This window comes from Pseudomonas moorei (assembly GCF_042846945.1).
GTDB lineage: Bacteria > Pseudomonadota > Gammaproteobacteria > Pseudomonadales > Pseudomonadaceae > Aquipseudomonas > Aquipseudomonas moorei.
This window is the reverse complement of sequence record NZ_AP035776.1, coordinates 5362526-5380777: the sequence shown is the minus strand read 5'-3', so window position 1 is coordinate 5380777 and position 18252 is coordinate 5362526. Positions and strand designations below refer to the sequence as shown.

Genomic DNA, 18252 nt, shown 5'->3' with positions numbered 1-18252 from the left:
TGCTGAGTTCCAGAAAGTTAGAGTTACGCGAAATATTAGTATTTACACCATCATGCTCAGTTGTCGAAAACCATCTTTCGTGCGCGGCATGATTAATGCCGTCAACATTGCGCCGGCGTAATTTCAAGCCTTACACTTTAAGGCCATTTAAAAATAGAAATTCCGCCGGGCACATCCATCGCTCATGTTGCGTAGCGAGTATCAGTTTCAATGACAGGAATAAAAAATGAGTTATGAAGAGTTCTCTGACGAGCCTGAAGACGAAGGCTTCAGTCAACTTGCGCGTGCAGCGGCAGCCTCCCGCTGCACGTGGGTGAGTGTCATCGTTAATATCGCGCTTTCGCTGACCCAGATTGCCGTTGGACTGCTATCGAAATCCCAAGGGCTTGTAGCCGATGGCATTCATTCATTATCCGATCTGATCGCTGACTTTGTCGTGTTGTTCGCCAGCCACAAAAGCAAGCAGGAGGCCGACGAAGGTCATCCCTATGGGCATCTGCGTTTTGAGACCGCCGCGTCCATGGTATTGGGAATACTGTTGTTGATCGTGGGTGTTGGCATGATTGGCTCCGCGGTGCTGAAGCTTGAAACCCCCGAATCAATTCCAACGGTGCACGCGGTGGCATTGTGGGTTGCCTTGGGAGCGTTGGTCGCCAAAGAGTTGTTATTTCGCTTTATGCTGAGGGTCGCCAAAAAAGTTAAGTCCAGCTTGTTGGTTGCCAATGCCTGGCACGCGCGCTCCGACGCCGCTTCCTCCTTGGTGGTGGGCATAGGCATTGTCGGTAACCTGGCGGGATACCCGATTCTTGACCCCATTGCTGCGCTGGTGGTCGGTGGCATGATTGCCAAAATGGGCTGGACCTTCACTTGGGATTCATTGCACGACCTGATGGACCGTGCGGCTGATGAGCAAGAGATCGCAGCGATCCGCGAAACGCTCCAACAAACACCAGGTATCAAAGGTGTCCATGATCTACGTACTCGAAAAATGGGCGACATGATCATGGTGGACGCTCATATCGAGGTGGATGCCTCAATTACTGTTGAGCATGGCCATGCCATCGCCGTGGCGGCCAGGGAGAACGTGATGCAAAGGCACCGCGTTTTGAACCTGATGACGCACGTTGACCCTTGGCATCGCCCGGACCTCGATCATTGATCATTTGCAATGCATCCCTGAATAGTGACGGTAGGGTTGTCACGCAAGAGTTTGTATTAAGGTCATTACAATAAAACTTTGATTGTTCACGCGCGCATCACATTTTTTTCACGTCTTGCAATGCCTGAAATATACAGCCGGGCTTGTGACTGGGAGCGGATCTCAGTTGTTTTAAATGAGTGGATACCGTACTAAATGCCCTGAATATTTAAACAATGACGCCGATAGTATCAACTCAAACTACTGCTCCTTAAGGGGATTAACATGACATCGGCAATAAGCACTTCGACCCATATCACCCTGCCTCAAGCCGCCGCCATCAAACACGAAAAGCCCCCAACTGTGCAGATAGATAGCGACGGCGATCATGACGGGAGTAAACCGGGCGAAGTCGAGCTGCCAAAAGCTACCTCAGGATCTGTGGGTACCCGCATCAATACCACTGCGTAATGGGCCCCAGGCGTAAACTCAAGACATTCACGTCTGAGAACAAAGCCTGCGGTCCTTCTCATCCGACAAAAAAACGGGCGCCTTCAGCGCCCATTTTTCACTCACTGCGCCCCCTGCGCCCGCAGTCGCCGCCCGATCACATCCAATAAGTCACACCCATCCCGCAGGAAGGATCGCGGGATGGTAAGCAGGACGGCCTGCGTCAGCTATGTCCCGGAGTTTGCACCGAGAAAATTCTGGCGGCGGGCCAAGCACCTCAGCGACAGTAAGTCCTGCCTATTGATTACTCAGTGTAATAAGTGAAATTCAATTCATGGGCTCTATCGCTTTCTGCTCCAGTAATAAGATGGCTCCATCAAATCATCCCTACTGGAGAATCGCGTGAAAAAAACCATTATTGCCGTCCTGCTGGCCGCCGCCGCTAATTATGCCAACGCCGGCACGGTATTGGTTGTACTGTCGGATCAGGCTCAACTGGACCTGAAGGACGGCAAGGTCATGCAAACAGGTTTCTTCCTGAATGAATTAATGCAACCGGTGCAGACCTTCATCGCGGCGGGTCAAACCGTCGTATTTGCCACCCCTAGCGGCAAGGCGCCAACGGCGGACCAGAAATCCAATGATGTGAACTTCTGGGGCGGCAATGAAAAGGCCCGTCAGGAAAGTCTCGCGCTGCTGGACACGCTGAAGCTGACCTCGAAGAGCGGCTCGCCGGCCATCAGCTTCGCGCAGGTTCAGAAAATCGGTTACGACAAGTTCGATGCTGTATTCGTGCCAGGCGGCCATATCCCAATGCAGGATCTGCTGAAGGACAAGCAACTGGGCCAGCTGCTGACCAACTTCCATGAAAAAGGCAAGATCACCGGTTTCACCTGCCATGGCACCATCGCCATGTTGGCGGCGATCCCGGACGCGCACCGTTTTGTCTCCGCGCTGGAATCGGGCAAACAGCCGGCAGCGCCAGCCAACTGGATTTACAAGGGCTACAAAGTCACCGCCTTCACCGACGCGGAAGAGGAGCAGGCCAAAGGTTTCCTCGGCGGCGGCCATATGAAACTGTTCCCGCAAGATGGCCTGACGGCAGCCGGTGCTAACTTCTCCGAAGCCAAGCCGTGGAGCGAGAACGTGATCGAAGACCGCGAAGTCATTTCCGGCCAGAACCCTCAATCGGCCAAGGCAGTCGCCGTGGCGATGCTGGCGAAACTGAAGTAATCCTGAGCGGTCGCTCCGGGCAAGTCGGGTCGTAGGTGCTGTGGGTCGATCTGCTTCGGCTCCAGCACCACCGTCTATTCCGACACGCTGCAAACTTATGTGTCGGAAGCTGACACCCGCACATTAAGTCCAAGCCGGAGGGTGGCTTCGTAATTCCCTCGTTTAGAGATTTACCACCCGACAGTTTTTGTTCCTGCCTTCCAGTGCGTTGCTTCAAATTCTTGTGCCAACGACGCTATTTCTTGGTAGAGGGTCTTGTACAAAGAACCGGATCGGTCCGAGCCAAAGTCAAGGTGTGATCGATAATCTGCCAAGTCGCACCTCAACTGTCTGCTGATATGCGTTCGACCTGAACAATTATTTGCATGGCACCGGACTAACCCGATACCAAAGTCTTAAGCGACCGGAAATGACCCGGTGAGGCTGGCGACAGACAGAAATTGGCCGATTGCTGATGGTCATAGATGGCTGCAATTGACCGATATCGAATAAAAAAACGCTCGAGAAAAAAGGGGCATTGCAACGTGGGCACCGCCCATTTAAGGCGCTGGCTTGTCGGGTCGCCGCATCGCGGCGATGGTCATTAACAATAAAGCCTGTGGACTGGATAAACGCGGCGCACTCCAGGGCATCGCCAGCAAGCTGGCTGCACAAGTATTGCGTTAGCGTTGTATCCCGGGATTGCGTGAAGCACAAAAAAATGCCTCATCCGACAAAAAAACGGGCGCCTTCAGCGCCCGTTTTTCACTCACTCCACCCCCTGCGCCCGCAGTCGCCGCCCGATCACATCCATCAAGTCACACCCATCCCGCAGCGGAATGGCCAGTAACCTGGAAAAATCCGACAACACCACCGTGTCGCAACCGATCTCGGCGCGAAAGGCAATGTTCTCCAGCACCTGCGTCACCGTGCGAATACGGTAATCGGCCATGGCGTGCAGAACGTCGAGTGGGGCTTGGGTATCAATGAGCAGCGAGGCGGGAACCAGGTCGATTCCGGTGAGAGGCATGTATCGATTCATTCTGAATGATCTCTGTCTGATTGGCTCAAGGCCGTCAATTGGTCATTCTCTGTTGTCAGGTCGCCAAACCCGAATCGCCATTTGGGCGACGGCGCAGACTATAAGCGGCATGGAATCCGTGCGGTAGGTGAGTCATTCCGAGCTTTTTGTAGGACCCATGACGACAAAACCTCGGACTTTTCCCCCCATGCTGGAAATCCCGACCCAACCCTCAAATGTTCATTGCCCCTTACGCGTAACTCACCGAAGCTATCCTCATCAGCCCTCACGTCGTCGAGATGGACCTCCACCCCATGCAAACCCCCACCCAACCCCTGCGCCCGCTCTGGAAAACTTACCTCCTGTTCCTCGCCCCCATGGTCCTGTCGAACTTCCTTCAGTCCATGTCCGGCACCGTCAACAGCATCTACATCGGCCAAATGCTCGGCACCCAGGCCCTGGCGGCCGTGTCCGGCATGTTCCCCATCGTGTTCTTCTTCATCGCCCTGGTCATCGGCCTGGGCGCGGGGGCGGGGGTGTTGATCGGGCAGGCCTGGGGTGCGCGGCAGACGCATCTGGTGAAGACCATCGCCGGCTCGACGCTGTTGTTGGGCCTGTTGATCGGTTTGGTGGCGGCGGTGGTGGGGAGTGTGTTTGCGCGGTCGTCGCTGGTGGGGTTAGGGACACCTGGGGATGTGCTGGACGATGCGGTGGCGTATGCCCATGTGATGTTGTGGTTCATGCCGACGCTGCTGGTGTTCGTGTTGTTCACCCAGTTGCTGCGCGGGGTGAGCGATACCTTGTCGCCGCTGCTGGCGCTGGTGGTCTCGACCTGTATCGGGCTGGCGCTGACGCCGGCGTTGATTCGTGGCTGGCTGGGGTTGCCGCCGATGGGGATTCAGAGTGCGGCGTTTGCCGGGTTGGCGGGCAACCTGGCGGCGATGGGCTGGCTGGCGTGGCGCTTGATTCGTAACGGGCATCCGCTGGCGCCGGACCGGGAGTTTTTCGCGGCCATGAAGCTGGACATGGCGATTCTCGGCAAGGTGCTGCGCATCGGTTTGCCGACCGGCTTGCAGATGGTGGTGTTGTCGCTCTCGGAGCTGGTGATTCTGGCGCTGGTCAACCAGCACGGTTCCCAGGCGACGGCGGCTTATGGCGCGGTCACGCAGATCGTCAATTACGTGCAGTTCCCGGCGCTGTCGATCGCGATCACGGCGTCGATCCTCGGTGCGCAGGCGATCGGGGCAGGGCGCATCGAGCGTATCGGCTCGATCTTGCGTACCGGGCTGATGATCAACCTGTGCCTGACCGGTGGCCTGGTGGTGTTGGGTTACGGGCTGTCGCACTGGTTGCTGGGCTTGTTCCTCACCGAAGAGGCGACGCGAAGCATGGCTGAACACCTGTTGCACATCATGCTCTGGAGCCTGCTGGTGTTCGGCTTCCAGGCGATCATCGGCGGCATCATGCGCGCCAGCGGCACGGTGATGGTGCCGGTGGCGATTTCCATCGTGTGCGTGGTCGGCGTGCAGTTGCCGGCGGCGTACCTGCTGGATGCACGGTTCGGGCTGCAAGGGGTGTGGATGGCGTTTCCGCTGTCATACTTGGGGATGCTGGCGTTGCAGACGCTGTATTACAACCTGGTGTGGAAGCATCAGAAAATTGAGCGGTTGGTGTAGTTCTGTCGGAATCCGCCTGGGGGGTGTTGCGGCGCGAATGAGGGCGATCCGCTGCAACGGGTTTCAGGTGGATTTAGCCGCCGTTCTTTGCTTTAGTCCTTCTACTGCCGGCTGGCATGCGATTGACACCTCAACCCCTGAGGAAGCCCTGGCCCGGAGAGCTCCATGAACGTTCGATTCACTCGTCTCACCGCTGTGGCGGCCCTTTTCGCGGCGGGTATCCTGCCCGTCGCCCAGGCGGTGGAATACGCCGATGTGAACACCACGGCCAGTACCATCAGCTTTACCTATGACCAGATGGGGTCGAGTGTGTATGGCACTTTCTCCAGGTTCCAGGGCAGCCTCTATTTCGACACGGTCAGGCCCGAGTCAGCCCACGCCAGATTGATCATCGAACTCGACAGCATCGACGCTGGCAGCAGCGACGCCAACAGTGAATTGAAGAAGACCGCCTGGTTTGATACCGCGGCTTATCCGCAGGCGATTTTCGAGTCGACCGCCGTCAAGGACCTTGGCAATAACCGCTATCAGATCACCGGGAACCTCACGCTCAGGGGCAAAACACGGGAGGTGGTGGTGCCGGTTCTGCTGAAGGCGGAGAACGCCATCGGCATTTTCGACGGTCAGTTAACGCTTAAACGCAGCGACTTCAACATCGGCGAAGGGGAGTTCGCCAGCGGTATGGTTTCCGACGACATCAACATCCGGTTTCGCATGGTCGCGCCCCAACGCAGCGATCATGCATTGCCCGTTACTGAAGGGAGATAGTCATGCCAAAAAAAATCATCATCGCATTTGATGGCACCTGGAACCTGCCGGATCAGGCGCCGGAAATCGACGGCGATTCCAGCACCAACGTCGTTAAGTTACATGACGCGATCCTGCCGGCGCACAAGGACGGCACGGTCCAACTGGCGGTGTACATCCCCGGTGTGGGCACCGATTGGTACGACAAACTGGAAGGCGGCGCCTTCGGGGTGGGCCTGTCCAAGAAGATCAAGGAGGGTTACCTGGCCCTGGCCAAGAGCTACGAAGACGGTGATCAGGTGTACATCATCGGCTTCAGTCGCGGCGCCTATTCGGCGCGCAGCCTGGTGGGGCTGATTCGAAACGTCGGGCTGCTGACCAAAAAACACCTCAATCGTATCGACGAAGCCTACAGCCTGTACCGCACCCGGGATTCCAGTGCCGACACCGAAAACGCCCAGTATTTTCGGCAAAGTTACTCGCGGGAAATCGAGATCCACTTCCTGGGCGTCTGGGACACGGTTGGCGCGTTGGGTGTTCCGTTCAAATCGGCCGAGTGGTTCAACCACAAATATTACGAGTTTCACGATACCGAGCTCAGCGGGATTGTGCGCAACGCCTTCCATGCCGTGGCCATCGATGAGCATCGGGAAAATTATGAATGCACACTGTGGGACCCGATTGCCAAGCCCAATCAAGTCATGGAACAGCTTTGGTTCTGTGGGGCCCATGCCAATGTCGGAGGCGGCTATACCGATAACAACCTGTCGGACATCCCCCTGCGCTGGATGGCCGATAAGGCCATGGACTGCGGGTTGGAGCTGGACCCGATGAAAATTCCCCGGCAACCCAAAACGCTGCCTGATATCACTGATTCCTACAGTGATTTTCTCGGTGGAACCTACCGTTTGCTCAATGCCCGGTATTTCCGGCCAGTCGGCACCAAAACGTTCGGTCAGGAATGCATCGATGACAGCGTGCAGCAGCGCGTAACCACCGTTGGCACGTATCGCCCGAAAAATCCGGTGGGTGTGTTTTTATCAGGCGATTACCGGCCGGTGAACAAGATCAGTTGATTCAGGGTGGCGATGGAACCGGGGGGCGGCGTGCGGCTGACTGAGCATGTCAGCCCCATATCGCAACGCCTCCCGTGGATCGATCAACGCAGGCCAGTAATGCGCCCGGGCACGTTATGATAGGCAGCCCCGCGATCAACGCTTCATCCCAGCCCCCGGAGTCAGCCCGCGCAATGCCCCAGATCAGCCACTTCAAAACCCCGTGCCCCGAGCACATCAACAGCCAGATCCTGCAGATGGTGGTCGATAACCTGACCGACATCAGCATGGTCGCGATCCCGCCCAGCAACCTGTTGTACAACGTCTACCAGTATGCGATCGGCTATGAGGTGCACCTGTATCTGGAGGCGTTGAACGGGACGAAAGGGATCGATGTGGAGTTGCTGGTCGCCACCGATCTGGACGATCCGGACAAGGTCATCGGCTTTTTGCTGTACCTGCCGCTCAAGGACGATCCCGAGGCTTGCGGCGTCGCCTATATGGCGGTGGATGCCAGCCATCGGCGCCAGGGCGTTGCGCGCAAAATGCTGCGGGAGATGGTCGGTCGCTATCCCCATGCCGAGCTGACCTGCGCGGTGGCCAAGGTGCCGTACTTCGAAGCGATGGGCTTTCAGGTCGTGGGTACGCGCGCGACCCAGGTGCTGATGAACACCCGCGACCACGGCAGCGACGGCCTGATGGCGCTGCTGGATGTGGCGTCGATCTACAGCTCCCTGGAGGTGCGGCAGATTCATACCTATCTGCTGCAAAAGCACGGCAAGCGCGCCATGCTCGACGCGGAAAAACAGCGTGACCGGCATCTGGACCAATTGACGCGCAAGGCCAGCGAGTTTGTGCGCGATCGGTTGGGGGAAGACGCCGTGCCAGCCACCGGCCCGCGCTTGCGCCTGGTCTGATAACCCGATCAAAACTGCAGGAGCGAGCCTGCTCGCGAAAAACGCGTGGACACCACGGGCATTCAGACAGCCGGCGTTATCGTTGACGTCCATCGCGGGCAGGCCGCTCCTACAGGGTGCGGATGTCAGGCAGCACAAAACCCGGCCATTTGCCGGGCTTTTTCTGGTCTGGACGTCGCGCAGTTAAAAAAGAGCCTCAAAGCTCTTTGATGGGGAGGAAGTGGAGCCATTGAGGCTCAAGATGCGCGTGAAGCAGGCGGTGAGCTTGATAGGGGTTCAGTACACTCACCACCTGCGCAACGGCTTGAGCAAGCAAGCGGCTGCGCACAATCATCGTAGAAAGTTGGGGGTTCGACCTCAAGTACCGCTAGTCGAATCACCCCCATAATTGTCAGCTTTTACCCTGGCGGGCACCCGGCCAACCGGCCTGCTGCAAGGCGTCGAGCAGCGTCGTGGCATCCAGTCCCGGTACGGCATGCCCATTGCCTTCGGCGCTGTCGGCGGCCAGCAGGGCGTTGATGATGGCTTCCTCCACCGCTTCGGTGGCCGCCAGGAACAATTCGCTGATGTGATCGTTATTGACCATGCTCAGGTTGCCCGTGGTGGGCGCGCGTTTGCTCTCGTAGGCGGCGGGCGGCACGTGCGCGTTGCCGGTGGAAAAGGCGATAAAGATGTCACCGCTGTGGTCTTCGTTGCCGCCGCCGGTGCGGGCCAGGCCGAGGCTGGCTCGTTGCGCCAGGCGTGTGCATTGGTGTGGCAGCAACGGTGCGTCGGTGGCCAGGCACACCACGATCGAACCCATGCCCGGATGCGGCAGCGACGCCTTGAGGAACGGCGAATCCACCTGTTCCATGTAGCGCCCGACCGGGTAGCCATCGACGCGCAACTCACCGCGAATGCCGTGGTTGGCCTGAACGATGGCGCCGACCGTCCAGCCGCCCTGAGCACTGTCCAGCCGTCGCGAAGCGGTGCCGATGCCGCCCTTGAATTCATGGCAGATCATGCCGCTGCCACCGCCGACATTACCCTCGGCCACCGGGCCGCTTTCTGCCGTGCGCAGGGCTTGGGCGACGTGCTCGACCTGCACATGGAAGCCGTTGATGTCATTGAGCAAACCGTCGAAGGTTTCCAGCACCACCGGCATGTTCCAGTAGAGCCGGCCGTCGTCCGGTTGCTGTTCACGGTCCAGCACGATCAGCGCATCACGCACCACCCCCAGGCTGTGGGTGTTGGTAAAGGCGATCGGACTGGTCAACAGACCCGCTTCGCGAATCCATTCCAGACCGGTCGCGTCGCCATTGCCATTGAGCACATGGACGCCGGCAAAGCACGGTTGCAGGCTGGTCGAACCGGCACGCGGTTCGATCACGGTGACACCGGTGAGGATGTCACGACCCTTGGCGCTGCGGCCGCGTACATTGCTGTGGCCGACGCGCACACCGGGGACATCGGTGATGGCATTGAGCGGGCCGGGTTGCAGTTGGCCAATCTGGATATCGAGGTCGCGGGCACGTGGTTTCATCGGTTTACTCATCTTCGAATTCGTGGGTTGAAAAATATCTGGCTGATAGCGCTGATCGACTTGGGGGAGCGAGCTTGCCCGCTCCCACAGGGGCCGTGGTGTGTCATTCGCCGTTCTTGACCTTGCTCCACACCCGCGTCCGCACCCGTTCGGTAGCCGGTGGCAAGGGTTGCAGGGTGAACAGGGTGGCCAGGGCTTCGGCCGACGGGTAGACCGCAGGGTTGTTGCGGGTCGCCTCGGCCACCAGGGCCGTCGCGTTGCGGTTGCCGTTGGGGTAGTTGAGGTGATTGCTGACCGGGGCAATGACATCGGCACGCATCAGGTAGTCGATAAAGGCCAGCCCTTGTTGCGGATGCGGTGCATCCTTGAGCAATACCAGGGTGTCGAACCACACCGGTGCGCCTTCCTTGGGCAGGCTGTAGGCGATCTTCACGCCATTGCCGGCCTGCTCGGCGGTGGCCTTGGCTTCCAGCATCGCGCCGGACCAGCCCACCGCGACGCAGATATTGCCGTTGGACAGATCGCTGATGAATTTCGACGAGTTGAAGTAGGCGATATGAGGCCGCAGCTTGAGCAGCAGCGCTTCGGCCTTCTTGTAGTCCTCGGGGTTGGTGCTGTTGGGCGGCAGGCCCAGATAGTGCAGGGCGACCGGCAGCATTTCCGAGGGCGAATCAAGCATCGCCACGCCGCACTGGCCGAGCTTGGCCAGGTTCTCCTCCTTGAACACCAAGTCCCAGGAATCCACCGGCGCCTTGTCACCCAGGGCCGCGCGGACCTTGTCGACGTTGTAGCCGATGCCGTTGGTGCCCCACAGGTACGGCACGGCGTATTGGTTGCCCGGATCGTTGTGGGCCAGTTTCGCCATCAGATCCGCGTCCATGTTGGTGAAATCCGGCATCTGGGCATGGGGCAGCGGGGCGAGGGCGCCGGCCTTGATCAGGGTCGGCAGGCTGAAGTTACTGGCCACCACCACGTCGTAGCCGCTGCGGCTGGTCAGCAGTTTTCCTTCCAGGACTTCGGCGCTGTCGAAGGTGTCGTAGACCGGCTGGATACCGGTGTCACGCTTGAAGTCATGCAGGGTGTTCGGGCCGATGTAGTCGTACCAGTTGTACACGTGCACGGTCTCGCCATCGGCGGCGACCGCCGACAACGAGATCGCCAGACAGGCGCTAAACCCCAGATTGAAATACGAGCGGTGACCACTCATGATGCGGCACTCCTGGTCTGCTGCAGGCCGTTGATAATCAGGAGTCTGCAGCGTATCGACCGGGGTGGCCGTCACCCATTCCCATCATGGGTTACTCGAAAGGGGTAGTGCGTGGACGCGTTGTTGAAAGAGTTACCGCTGCACCAGGGGCTGGCGCGGGTATTTGGTTCGGTGGGCCAGGACGGGTTCTGGCGGGCGCTGGTGGACACCCTGCGTTTGCTGGTGCCGCTGGACAACGCGCTGGTCGCGGTGATGCAGGCGGGAAGGGTGCCCGGCCTGCTGATCGATTTCGACTCGCGGGGCGCTGCCGACGAGCATGAAGAGCTGGCGGATTACTGCGCCGGGATGTACCTGCTCGATCCGTTTTACCTGGCGGTGTGCGCGGGCATCGCCGATGGCTTGCACAGCCTCGAATCGGTGGCGCCCGACCAGTTCCAGCAGAGCGAGTACTACCTGAGTTATTTCCGCTCCGTGGTCGGCGGCGACGAATTGCAGTTCATGCTCAACGTCGACGGCGCCGTGCTCGGTTTATCACTGGGGCGTTCGACACGCTTCAGCCTTGAAGAGCAGGGCCGCCTGCTGTGCGTGCGCGATTGGGTGCTGGCCGCGATGCGTCGACATTCGCAATTGCTGCCGCCGCAAGGGCCGGCCGCCGAGGCGGTGGCCGGCGATCTGGCGACCTTGCTGGACCGCTTCGACGCACGCCTGTCGGCACGGGAAATCGAAACCGCGCGCCTGATTCTCCAGGGATTCTCCAGCAAGGCCATCGCCCAGCAAATGGGCATCTCGCCGGAGACGGTGAAAGTGCATCGGCGCAACCTCTATCACAAGCTCAATGTGAACGGCCATGGCGAGCTGTTTGCGCTGGTGTTGCGGCCGCGCTGACGCGTTAGTTTTTGCAGGGGCCGCGTACAACCATGGGGCGGTGGTGTTTCAGCTTTGCAGTTTGAACACCAACGCCTTCAACCCGCATTCGATGTCGGCATCCGGAAACTCCGGCGGGTTTTCCAGCCGCTCTATGAATTGCAGGCTCGGCGCTTCGCGGGTCACGCCGTCGATCAGGAAGTCGGCACCGAAGGCCGGGTCGTTCATGCACGCCAGAACAGTGCCGTTTTCAGCGAGCAATTCCGGCAGGCGGCGCAGCACGCGCTGGTAGTCCTTGGTCAGCAGGAAGCTGCCTTTCTGGAACGACGGCGGGTCGATGATCACCAGGTCGTACGGGCCTTTGCCGATGACTTTGCCCCAGGACTTGAACAGGTCGTGGCCGAGAAACGTCACTTTGCCCAAGTCATGGCCGTTGAGCCGGTGATTGTCGCGACCACGGCTCAGGGCCGGGCTGGACATGTCGAGGTTGACCACGTGGGTCGCGCCGCCTTCGATGGCTGCGACAGAGAAGCCGCAGGTGTAGGCGAACAGGTTCAGCACCCGTTTGCCCTCGGCGTTGGCCCGTACCCAGTCGCGGCCGTAGCGCATGTCCAGAAACAGGCCGGTGTTCTGTTTGCGTCCCAGGTCCACCCGGTACTTCAGACCGCCCTCGACAATCGTCAGCTCGTCGATTTCTTCCCCGAGCAACCATTCGGTGGTGCTTTGCAGCAGGTAGCGATGTTGCAGCAGCAGGGTGTGCGCGCCGGATTGCGCCCAGGCGTCCGACTGCGTGAGTGCCAGCAGAAGCTGTTTCAACGCCTCCAACTGCGCCGCTTCCGGCTCCTTGAACAACGCCACCAGCACCACGCCCTGCAGCCAGTCGACGGTCAACTGCTCCAGCCCCGGCCAGCAGCGGCCACGGCCGTGGAACAGGCGGCGGGTTTCGGCGGGTGCAGCCGCCAGGGCGGTCAGCAAATGTTCGCGGAGGGTAGCGAGGGCTTCAGGGTTCATCGGGTCGGGTCGGTCATTTGAAGGGGGCGGCATTTAACCATAGTTGCGGCACGGGCGGCTCACCCAAACCCCTGTAGGAGCGAGCCTGCTCGCGATGGTCGTTAACGAAAACGCGGGGAGTCTGACACCCCGCGGCGTTCTCAAGTCCATCGCGAGCCGGCTCGCTCCTACAAGGGATCGGGTAGGCAGTTATCACGATTTATTTAACTTTACGTGAGGATTTGGCGACCTTGTGCCTCCCATACTCGGCCCCAACGAACAACAACAGCCGGGAGCCCGTCATGTCGCCGCTACCTGCCTCACCCAGAGCCAGCCATCCACGATGGCTAAGGCTGACCCACTGGCTCAACGCCCTGGCGGTGCTGGTCATGGTCACCAGCGGTTGGCGCATCTACAACGCCTCGCCGATCTTCGATTTCAGCTTTCCCAAGTCGATCACCCTCGGCGGCTGGCTCGGTGGTGCGCTGCAGTGGCACTTCGCCGCCATGTGGTTCCTGGCGATCAACGGCCTTGTCTACCTGGCGTTCAACCTGTTCAGCGGTCGGCTGAAACGACGGTTTTTCCCGGTCTCGCCCAAAGGCGTGTTGCAGGACCTGTGGGCCGCGTTGCGGGGCAAACTCGGTCACGCCGACCTCAGTCATTACAACCAGGTGCAGCGCGTGGCCTACCTGTTCGTGATGATCGACATCACGCTGCTGGTGCTCTCCGGGCTGGTGCTGTGGAAGTCCGTGCAGTTTCCGCTGCTGCGTGAACTGATGTGGGGCTACGAAGGCGCGCGCCGCGTGCACTTCTTCGCCATGGCGCTGTTGGTCGCGTTCGTGGCGGTGCATCTGGTGATGGTCGCACTGGTGCCAAAAACGCTGGTGGCCATGATCGTTGGACGTAAGGAGCACGTATGAACAAGCGCATTCAAGGATCGGGACTGGATGAGTCGTCCATCCTGACCGACGCCCGTAAGATCCTCGCCCCGCAGATCGAAGACCGCTCGCGCCGTTCGTTCCTGCTGCGCGGCCTGACCCTCGGTGGCGTGGCCATGTTGTCCGGCTGCAACCTCACCGACAACGAAAGCGTCGACACCGCCTTGTCGTCGATGTCGCGCTTCAACGATCGGGTGCAGGGCTGGCTGTTCAACCCCAACGCCATGGCGCCGACCTATCCGGAATCGATGATTACCCGGCCGTTTCCCTTCAATGCCTTCTATGGCATCGACGAGGCACCGACGGTGGACGAGGAGAGTTATCGTCTGGAAGTGACCGGCCTGGTCGCCGACAAGCGCAGCTGGCGCCTCGAAGAGCTGCGCGCGATGGCGCAGACCGACCAGATCACCCGGCACATATGCGTCGAAGGCTGGAGCGCGATCGGCCGCTGGGGTGGTGTGCGCTTCAGTGATTTCCTCAAGCGCGTGGGCGCCGACACCGATGCCAAATACGTCGGCTTCAAATGCGCCGACGACTACTACACCAGCATCGACATGGCCACGGCGCTGCATGCACAAACCTTGCTGACGCTGACTTACGACGGCGCGGTGTTGCCACGCGAGTACGGCTTCCCGATGAAGCTGCGCATGCCCACCAAGCTCGGCTACAAGAACCCCAAACACATCCAGGCGATTTTCGTCAGCAACACCTACAGCGGTGGCTACTGGGAAGACCAGGGCTACAACTGGTTCGGTGGCAGCTGACCGGCGCCCGGCCATTTCCTTTGTACACACCCCACGCATCAAGGAGTTTCATCATGAAAAAGCTGACCACCGTTGTTCTGTCCATGTGCCTGGCTGTCGGCGCTGCCAGCGTGTTTGCTGCCGATACGATGAGCAATGACAGCATGAGCAAAGACTCGATGTCCAAGGACGCCATGTCCAAGGACACGATGAAAAAAGACGCGATGTCCAAGGACACGATGAAAAAAGACACGATGTCCAAGGACACGATGAAAAAAGACAACATGTCCAAGGACACAATGAAAAAAGACAACATGTCCAAGGACAGCATGAGCAAGGACACGATGAAAAAGGACGCCATGTCGCAGTAATCCCGGACAGCTGTAGGCCCTGTGGGAGCGAGCCTGCTCGCGATGGACGTCAACGAAAACGCGGGGCGCCTGACACCCCGCGGTGCTCTCAAATCCATCGCGAGCAGGCTCGCTCCTACAAGTCTTTCGCTCGTCTTGCCGGGGGTATGACTTGAAGTCATGCCCCCATGATTTTTAATGGTTACAGCCCCGCAAACCCCCAGTGTTAAAAAATCGCAAACCAGCTCATCAACAACAAAAAAGAGCGTTTGCAACCATGACTCATCATCACTGCCGCGTCTTCGCCAGCGACCTGCTGCGCTCTTCGATCCCGACCCTTTGCCACGCCATGGCCCACGCCGGCGTGCGCTGCTGACCACCCCCAAACAAATCCCTCTGCGTCCTGAATAGAGAATCGACCCATGAAAGAACTCGACCTGTACATCGGTGAAGGTTTCGAAGGCCCTGGCGTGAACGCCGCGCACATCAACATCCTGATCGGCCCGCGCAACGGCCCGGCAGGGCAAGCGTTCGCCAACAGCCTGGCATCCCCAAGCCAGGGCCATTGCCCGTTCATGGTGATCGCCCAGCCGAACATTCCGGTCAAGCCGATGACCCTGTACGTCAACAAAGCCGCGATCGGCAGCGATCTGCACGGCAACGCCACCTGGGGCGCGTCCCAGGCCGGTATCGCCAAGGCCGTGCTCGAAGCGTTGCTCGATGGCACCCTGCCGCCGGAGGCCGAAGACGAGTGGGCCATCGTCACCGCCAACTGGGTCAACCCGGCCTGCGATGACCTTGATGCGGTGTACCTGAACAACTACAACGCCTGCCGCACGGCGATCCGTGCCGCGCTGACCGGCCAGCCGGAAACCGCGCAACTGGCCGACGTGGTCAATCACATCAGCAACCCTTTCTACACGCCAAAAGCCTGAGGTCCGCGCCATGCAATACATCCGTTTGGGCAACTCCGGCCTGCAAGTCTCCCGCCTGTGCCTGGGCACCATGAACATGGGTACCCCGGACTGGAAACCGTGGATCTTCGATGAGAAGAAAAGCGAGCCGATCGTCAAGCACGCCCTGGACAACGGCGTGAACTTCATCGACCTGGCGGACTTCTATTCCGCCGGTATCGGCGAAGAAGTGGTAGGGCGCATCGTCAAGCGCCTGGCCCGTCGCGACGACCTGGTAATCACCACCAAGGTCGGCTACGGCACCCGCACCGGGATCAACGCCAGCGGCCATTCGCGCAAGCACATCATGGACAGCATCGATGCCTCGCTCAAACGCCTGGACATGGATTACGTCGACGTCTTCATGCTGCATTACTTCGACGTGAACACCCCGGTCGAAGAGACCATGGGCGCCCTGAACGACATCGTGCGTTCTGGCAAGGCCCGTTACATCGGCGTGTCGACCATGCTCACCGGGCAGTTGGCGAAAATCCTCATGGCCTGCGAGCGTAACGGTTGGGTCAAGCCGATCAACATGCAGCTGCAACTGAACTGCGCCTACCGCGAAGAAGAACGCGAGATGATCCCGTTCTGCCGCGACCAGGGCCTGGGCGTTTCGGTGTTCAGTCCGCTGGCCCGTGGCTTGTTGACCGGTGACGTGCAGTCGACCCGCAACCAGACCGACTTTTTCACCCAGCAGATGTACAGCGACGAAGCCTCGTTCGAGATCGCCCGTTCGGTGCAGCGCGTAGCCCGTGCTCGCGGCGTATCCAACGCACAGATCGCCCAGGCCTGGGTCGCCAACCACCCGGGCGTGGATTGCATGCTCGTCGGCGCCGACACCACCGAGCAATTCGACAGTGCCCTGGCGGCCCTGGAGACCAAGCTCGACGCCGAAGAATTGCATGAGCTGGAGCGCAACTACACGCCGTGCGACGTGATCAACGATTACACCGCCGGCAAACGTATCCTGCGTACCGCCCGTCCGGGCCTGGAACGCTTCAACCTGACCGAGGCGGTGGCATGAGCGCATTGATCCGTCACGGCAACTTCATCGATGGCCAATGGTCCAGCGGTGGCCCGACTTACCCGGTATTGAACCCGGCCACAGGCGAGTTGATTGCCGACGTACAAAAGGCCGGTGCCGAAGAAACCAACCTGGCCATTGCCGCCGCCAACCGCGCGCAGCCGGCGTGGCGCAAGCTGACCGCCAAGGAACGCAGCCAGCGCATCAAGCGCTGGGGCGAATTGATGCTGAGCAACCAGAAGGAGCTGGCGACACTGCTCAGCCGCGAACAGGGCAAGCCATTGGCCGAAGCCATGGGCGAAGTGGTCTACGCCGCGAGTTTCCTCGAGTGGTTCGCCGAGGAAGCCAAGCGTGCCTACGGCGACGTGATCCCGAGCCACAAGGCCGATGCGCGGATCATCGTGGTCAAGGAAGCCATCGGTGTGGTCGCCGCGATCACGCCGTGGAATTTCCCGTTGGCCATGGTCACCCGCAAGGTCGGCCCGGCGCTGGCGGCCGGTTGCACGATGATTCTCAAGCCGTCGGAAGAAACCCCGTTGTCGGCGTTCGCGTTGGCGGTACTGGCCGAGCAGGCGGGCATTCCGGCCGGTGTGTTCAACGTGGTGTCCGGTGATGCCGTCGCCATTGGCGGCGCGCTGCAAGCCTCCGGCATTGTGCGCAAACTGTCGTTCACCGGCTCCACCCGCACCGGCAAATTGCTGATGCGCCAGGCCGCCGACACCTTGAAAAAGGTCTCGCTGGAACTGGGCGGCAACGCGCCGTTCATCGTCTTCGACGACGCCGATATCGACGCGGCGGTCAAAGGCGCGATGGCCTCGAAATTCCGCAACACCGGGCAAACCTGCGTCTGCGTGAACCGCTTCTTCATTCAGGACGGTGTCTACGAAGCCTTCACCGGCAAGCTCGCCGAAGCCGTGGCCGCCATGCGTGTCGGCAACGCCCTGGAAGGTGAAACCGAACAAGGTCCGTTGATCAACAGCGCAGCGCTGGCCAAGGTCGAACTGCATGTCAGCGACGCGCTGGAGAAGGGCGCCAAGGTCTTGTGCGGCGGCCGTCGACATGCCTTGGGTGGCACGTTCTACGAACCGACCATCCTTGCCGAAGCCAACAGCGACATGCTGATCGCCCAGGACGAAACCTTCGGCCCGGTGGCCGCCTGCTTCCGCTTCAAGGACGAGGCCGAAGTGCTGCAACGGGCCAACGACACGCCGTACGGTTTGTCGGCCTACTTCTACAGCCGCGACATCGGCCGCGTGTGGCGCATGGCCGAAGGCCTGGAAGCGGGCATGGTCGGGATCAACGAAGGGATCATCTCCACGGAAGTGGCGCCGTTCGGTGGCATCAAGGAATCGGGCCTGGGTCGCGAGGGTTCCAGGTACGGTCTGGATGACTACCTGGAAATCAAATACCTGTTGATGGGTGGTCTCTAAGGACGCACACCC

At 59.8% G+C, this 18252-nt stretch carries 17 protein-coding genes; 13 read left to right on the top strand and 4 right to left on the bottom strand.

What is annotated here, in order from left to right; all coding sequences use genetic code 11:
- Nucleotides 1-226: 226 nt before the first annotated feature.
- Both ACGJAX_RS25100 and ACGJAX_RS25095 read left to right on the top strand, forming a co-directional pair.
- Nucleotides 227-1159, top strand: a complete 933-nt coding sequence (locus tag ACGJAX_RS25100; RefSeq protein ID WP_090323384.1) for a cation diffusion facilitator family transporter — start codon at nucleotides 227-229, stop codon at nucleotides 1157-1159.
- Between the two features lie 831 nt (nucleotides 1160-1990).
- Entirely contained in the window at nucleotides 1991-2821 is an 831-nt protein-coding gene (locus tag ACGJAX_RS25095) for a type 1 glutamine amidotransferase domain-containing protein (RefSeq protein WP_390956551.1), read from the top strand.
- 748 nt (nucleotides 2822-3569) lie between these two features.
- On the opposite strand, the gene ACGJAX_RS25090 is transcribed toward ACGJAX_RS25095, so the two are convergent.
- A complete protein-coding gene (locus ACGJAX_RS25090) occupies nucleotides 3570-3842 on the bottom strand; it encodes a hypothetical protein (RefSeq protein WP_248915206.1) in 273 nt (90 codons plus the stop codon).
- A gap of 293 nt (nucleotides 3843-4135) precedes the next feature.
- On the opposite strand from ACGJAX_RS25090, the gene ACGJAX_RS25085 reads away from it, so the two are divergent.
- The 4 genes from ACGJAX_RS25085 (at nucleotide 4136) to ACGJAX_RS25070 (ending at nucleotide 8216) form a co-directional block, all read left to right on the top strand.
- Nucleotides 4136-5497: an MATE family efflux transporter gene (locus ACGJAX_RS25085; RefSeq protein ID WP_390956550.1), complete on the top strand. Its 1362-nt coding sequence runs from the start codon at nucleotides 4136-4138 to the stop codon at nucleotides 5495-5497.
- Nucleotides 5498-5662: 165 nt separating this feature from the next.
- Nucleotides 5663-6265 (top strand): YceI family protein, encoded by a 603-nt coding sequence (locus tag ACGJAX_RS25080; RefSeq protein WP_390956549.1) that lies wholly within the window; start codon nucleotides 5663-5665, stop codon nucleotides 6263-6265.
- Nucleotides 6266-6267: 2 nt separating this feature from the next.
- Nucleotides 6268-7320 carry a DUF2235 domain-containing protein gene (locus ACGJAX_RS25075; RefSeq protein WP_090323376.1) on the top strand — a complete coding sequence of 351 codons (1053 nt, stop codon included), beginning with the start codon at nucleotides 6268-6270 and terminating at the stop codon, nucleotides 7318-7320.
- 173 nt (nucleotides 7321-7493) lie between these two features.
- Nucleotides 7494-8216 carry a GNAT family N-acetyltransferase gene (locus ACGJAX_RS25070; protein WP_390956548.1) on the top strand — a complete coding sequence of 241 codons (723 nt, stop codon included), beginning with the start codon at nucleotides 7494-7496 and terminating at the stop codon, nucleotides 8214-8216.
- A gap of 391 nt (nucleotides 8217-8607) precedes the next feature.
- Here ACGJAX_RS25070 and ACGJAX_RS25065 read toward each other — a convergent pair whose 3' ends face one another.
- Together ACGJAX_RS25065 and ACGJAX_RS25060 are read right to left on the bottom strand one after the other, a co-directional pair.
- Nucleotides 8608-9738, bottom strand: coding sequence for a P1 family peptidase (locus ACGJAX_RS25065; RefSeq protein WP_390956547.1), 1131 nt, complete (start codon nucleotides 9736-9738; stop codon nucleotides 8608-8610).
- A gap of 103 nt (nucleotides 9739-9841) precedes the next feature.
- Nucleotides 9842-10945, bottom strand: coding sequence for a polyamine ABC transporter substrate-binding protein (locus ACGJAX_RS25060; RefSeq protein WP_090323371.1), 1104 nt, complete (start codon nucleotides 10943-10945; stop codon nucleotides 9842-9844).
- Between the two features lie 111 nt (nucleotides 10946-11056).
- Between ACGJAX_RS25060 and ACGJAX_RS25055 the strand changes: the two genes are divergently transcribed.
- Nucleotides 11057-11830 carry a LuxR C-terminal-related transcriptional regulator gene (locus ACGJAX_RS25055; protein WP_390956546.1) on the top strand — a complete coding sequence of 258 codons (774 nt, stop codon included), beginning with the start codon at nucleotides 11057-11059 and terminating at the stop codon, nucleotides 11828-11830.
- A 48-nt stretch (nucleotides 11831-11878) separates the two neighbouring features.
- Here ACGJAX_RS25055 and ACGJAX_RS25050 read toward each other — a convergent pair whose 3' ends face one another.
- Entirely contained in the window at nucleotides 11879-12820 is a 942-nt protein-coding gene (locus ACGJAX_RS25050; protein WP_390956545.1) for a class I SAM-dependent methyltransferase, read from the bottom strand.
- Between the two features lie 281 nt (nucleotides 12821-13101).
- On the opposite strand from ACGJAX_RS25050, the gene ACGJAX_RS25045 reads away from it, so the two are divergent.
- The 6 genes from ACGJAX_RS25045 (at nucleotide 13102) to ACGJAX_RS25020 (ending at nucleotide 18240) form a co-directional block, all read left to right on the top strand.
- A complete protein-coding gene (locus ACGJAX_RS25045) occupies nucleotides 13102-13719 on the top strand; it encodes a cytochrome b/b6 domain-containing protein (protein ID WP_390956544.1) in 618 nt (205 codons plus the stop codon).
- Complete coding sequence (locus ACGJAX_RS25040) at nucleotides 13716-14501, top strand: molybdopterin-dependent oxidoreductase (RefSeq protein WP_247257253.1); 786 nt, start codon at nucleotides 13716-13718, stop codon at nucleotides 14499-14501. Before ACGJAX_RS25045 ends, ACGJAX_RS25040 begins: the two co-directional genes overlap by 4 nt.
- 53 nt (nucleotides 14502-14554) lie before the next feature.
- On the top strand, nucleotides 14555-14851 hold the full coding sequence (locus ACGJAX_RS25035; protein WP_248915194.1) for a pentapeptide MXKDX repeat protein: 297 nt from the start codon (nucleotides 14555-14557) through the stop codon (nucleotides 14849-14851).
- Between the two features lie 401 nt (nucleotides 14852-15252).
- The gene (fae, locus tag ACGJAX_RS25030; RefSeq protein ID WP_090323359.1) at nucleotides 15253-15765 is read left to right on the top strand and encodes a formaldehyde-activating enzyme; all 513 of its coding nucleotides are present in this window, start codon (nucleotides 15253-15255) and stop codon (nucleotides 15763-15765) included.
- Nucleotides 15766-15775: 10 nt separating this feature from the next.
- Complete coding sequence (locus ACGJAX_RS25025) at nucleotides 15776-16810, top strand: aldo/keto reductase (protein WP_390956543.1); 1035 nt, start codon at nucleotides 15776-15778, stop codon at nucleotides 16808-16810.
- Nucleotides 16807-18240 carry a succinate-semialdehyde dehydrogenase gene (locus tag ACGJAX_RS25020; RefSeq protein ID WP_390956542.1) on the top strand — a complete coding sequence of 478 codons (1434 nt, stop codon included), beginning with the start codon at nucleotides 16807-16809 and terminating at the stop codon, nucleotides 18238-18240. The genes ACGJAX_RS25025 and ACGJAX_RS25020 overlap by 4 nt, the downstream gene beginning before the upstream one ends.
- The last annotated feature ends 12 nt before the right edge of the window (nucleotides 18241-18252 follow it).

What these genes read in the sequence shown, in the direction of transcription:
- ACGJAX_RS25060 (WP_090323371.1), bottom strand. Translation starts at nt 10,945, where the DNA reads ATGAGTGGTCACCGCTCGTATTTCAATCTGGGGTTTAGCGCCTGTCTG.
- ACGJAX_RS25080 (WP_390956549.1), top strand. Translation starts at nt 5,663, where the DNA reads ATGAACGTTCGATTCACTCGTCTCACCGCTGTGGCGGCCCTTTTCGCG.
- ACGJAX_RS25070 (WP_390956548.1), top strand. Translation starts at nt 7,494, where the DNA reads ATGCCCCAGATCAGCCACTTCAAAACCCCGTGCCCCGAGCACATCAAC.
- ACGJAX_RS25040 (WP_247257253.1), top strand. Translation starts at nt 13,716, where the DNA reads ATGAACAAGCGCATTCAAGGATCGGGACTGGATGAGTCGTCCATCCTG.
- ACGJAX_RS25050 (WP_390956545.1), bottom strand. Translation starts at nt 12,820, where the DNA reads ATGAACCCTGAAGCCCTCGCTACCCTCCGCGAACATTTGCTGACCGCC.
- ACGJAX_RS25065 (WP_390956547.1), bottom strand. Translation starts at nt 9,738, where the DNA reads ATGAAACCACGTGCCCGCGACCTCGATATCCAGATTGGCCAACTGCAA.
- ACGJAX_RS25025 (WP_390956543.1), top strand. Translation starts at nt 15,776, where the DNA reads ATGCAATACATCCGTTTGGGCAACTCCGGCCTGCAAGTCTCCCGCCTG.
- ACGJAX_RS25100 (WP_090323384.1), top strand. Translation starts at nt 227, where the DNA reads ATGAGTTATGAAGAGTTCTCTGACGAGCCTGAAGACGAAGGCTTCAGT.
- ACGJAX_RS25085 (WP_390956550.1), top strand. Translation starts at nt 4,136, where the DNA reads ATGCAAACCCCCACCCAACCCCTGCGCCCGCTCTGGAAAACTTACCTC.
- fae (WP_090323359.1), top strand. Translation starts at nt 15,253, where the DNA reads ATGAAAGAACTCGACCTGTACATCGGTGAAGGTTTCGAAGGCCCTGGC.
- ACGJAX_RS25035 (WP_248915194.1), top strand. Translation starts at nt 14,555, where the DNA reads ATGAAAAAGCTGACCACCGTTGTTCTGTCCATGTGCCTGGCTGTCGGC.
- ACGJAX_RS25045 (WP_390956544.1), top strand. Translation starts at nt 13,102, where the DNA reads ATGTCGCCGCTACCTGCCTCACCCAGAGCCAGCCATCCACGATGGCTA.
- ACGJAX_RS25075 (WP_090323376.1), top strand. Translation starts at nt 6,268, where the DNA reads ATGCCAAAAAAAATCATCATCGCATTTGATGGCACCTGGAACCTGCCG.
- ACGJAX_RS25020 (WP_390956542.1), top strand. Translation starts at nt 16,807, where the DNA reads ATGAGCGCATTGATCCGTCACGGCAACTTCATCGATGGCCAATGGTCC.
- ACGJAX_RS25090 (WP_248915206.1), bottom strand. Translation starts at nt 3,842, where the DNA reads ATGAATCGATACATGCCTCTCACCGGAATCGACCTGGTTCCCGCCTCG.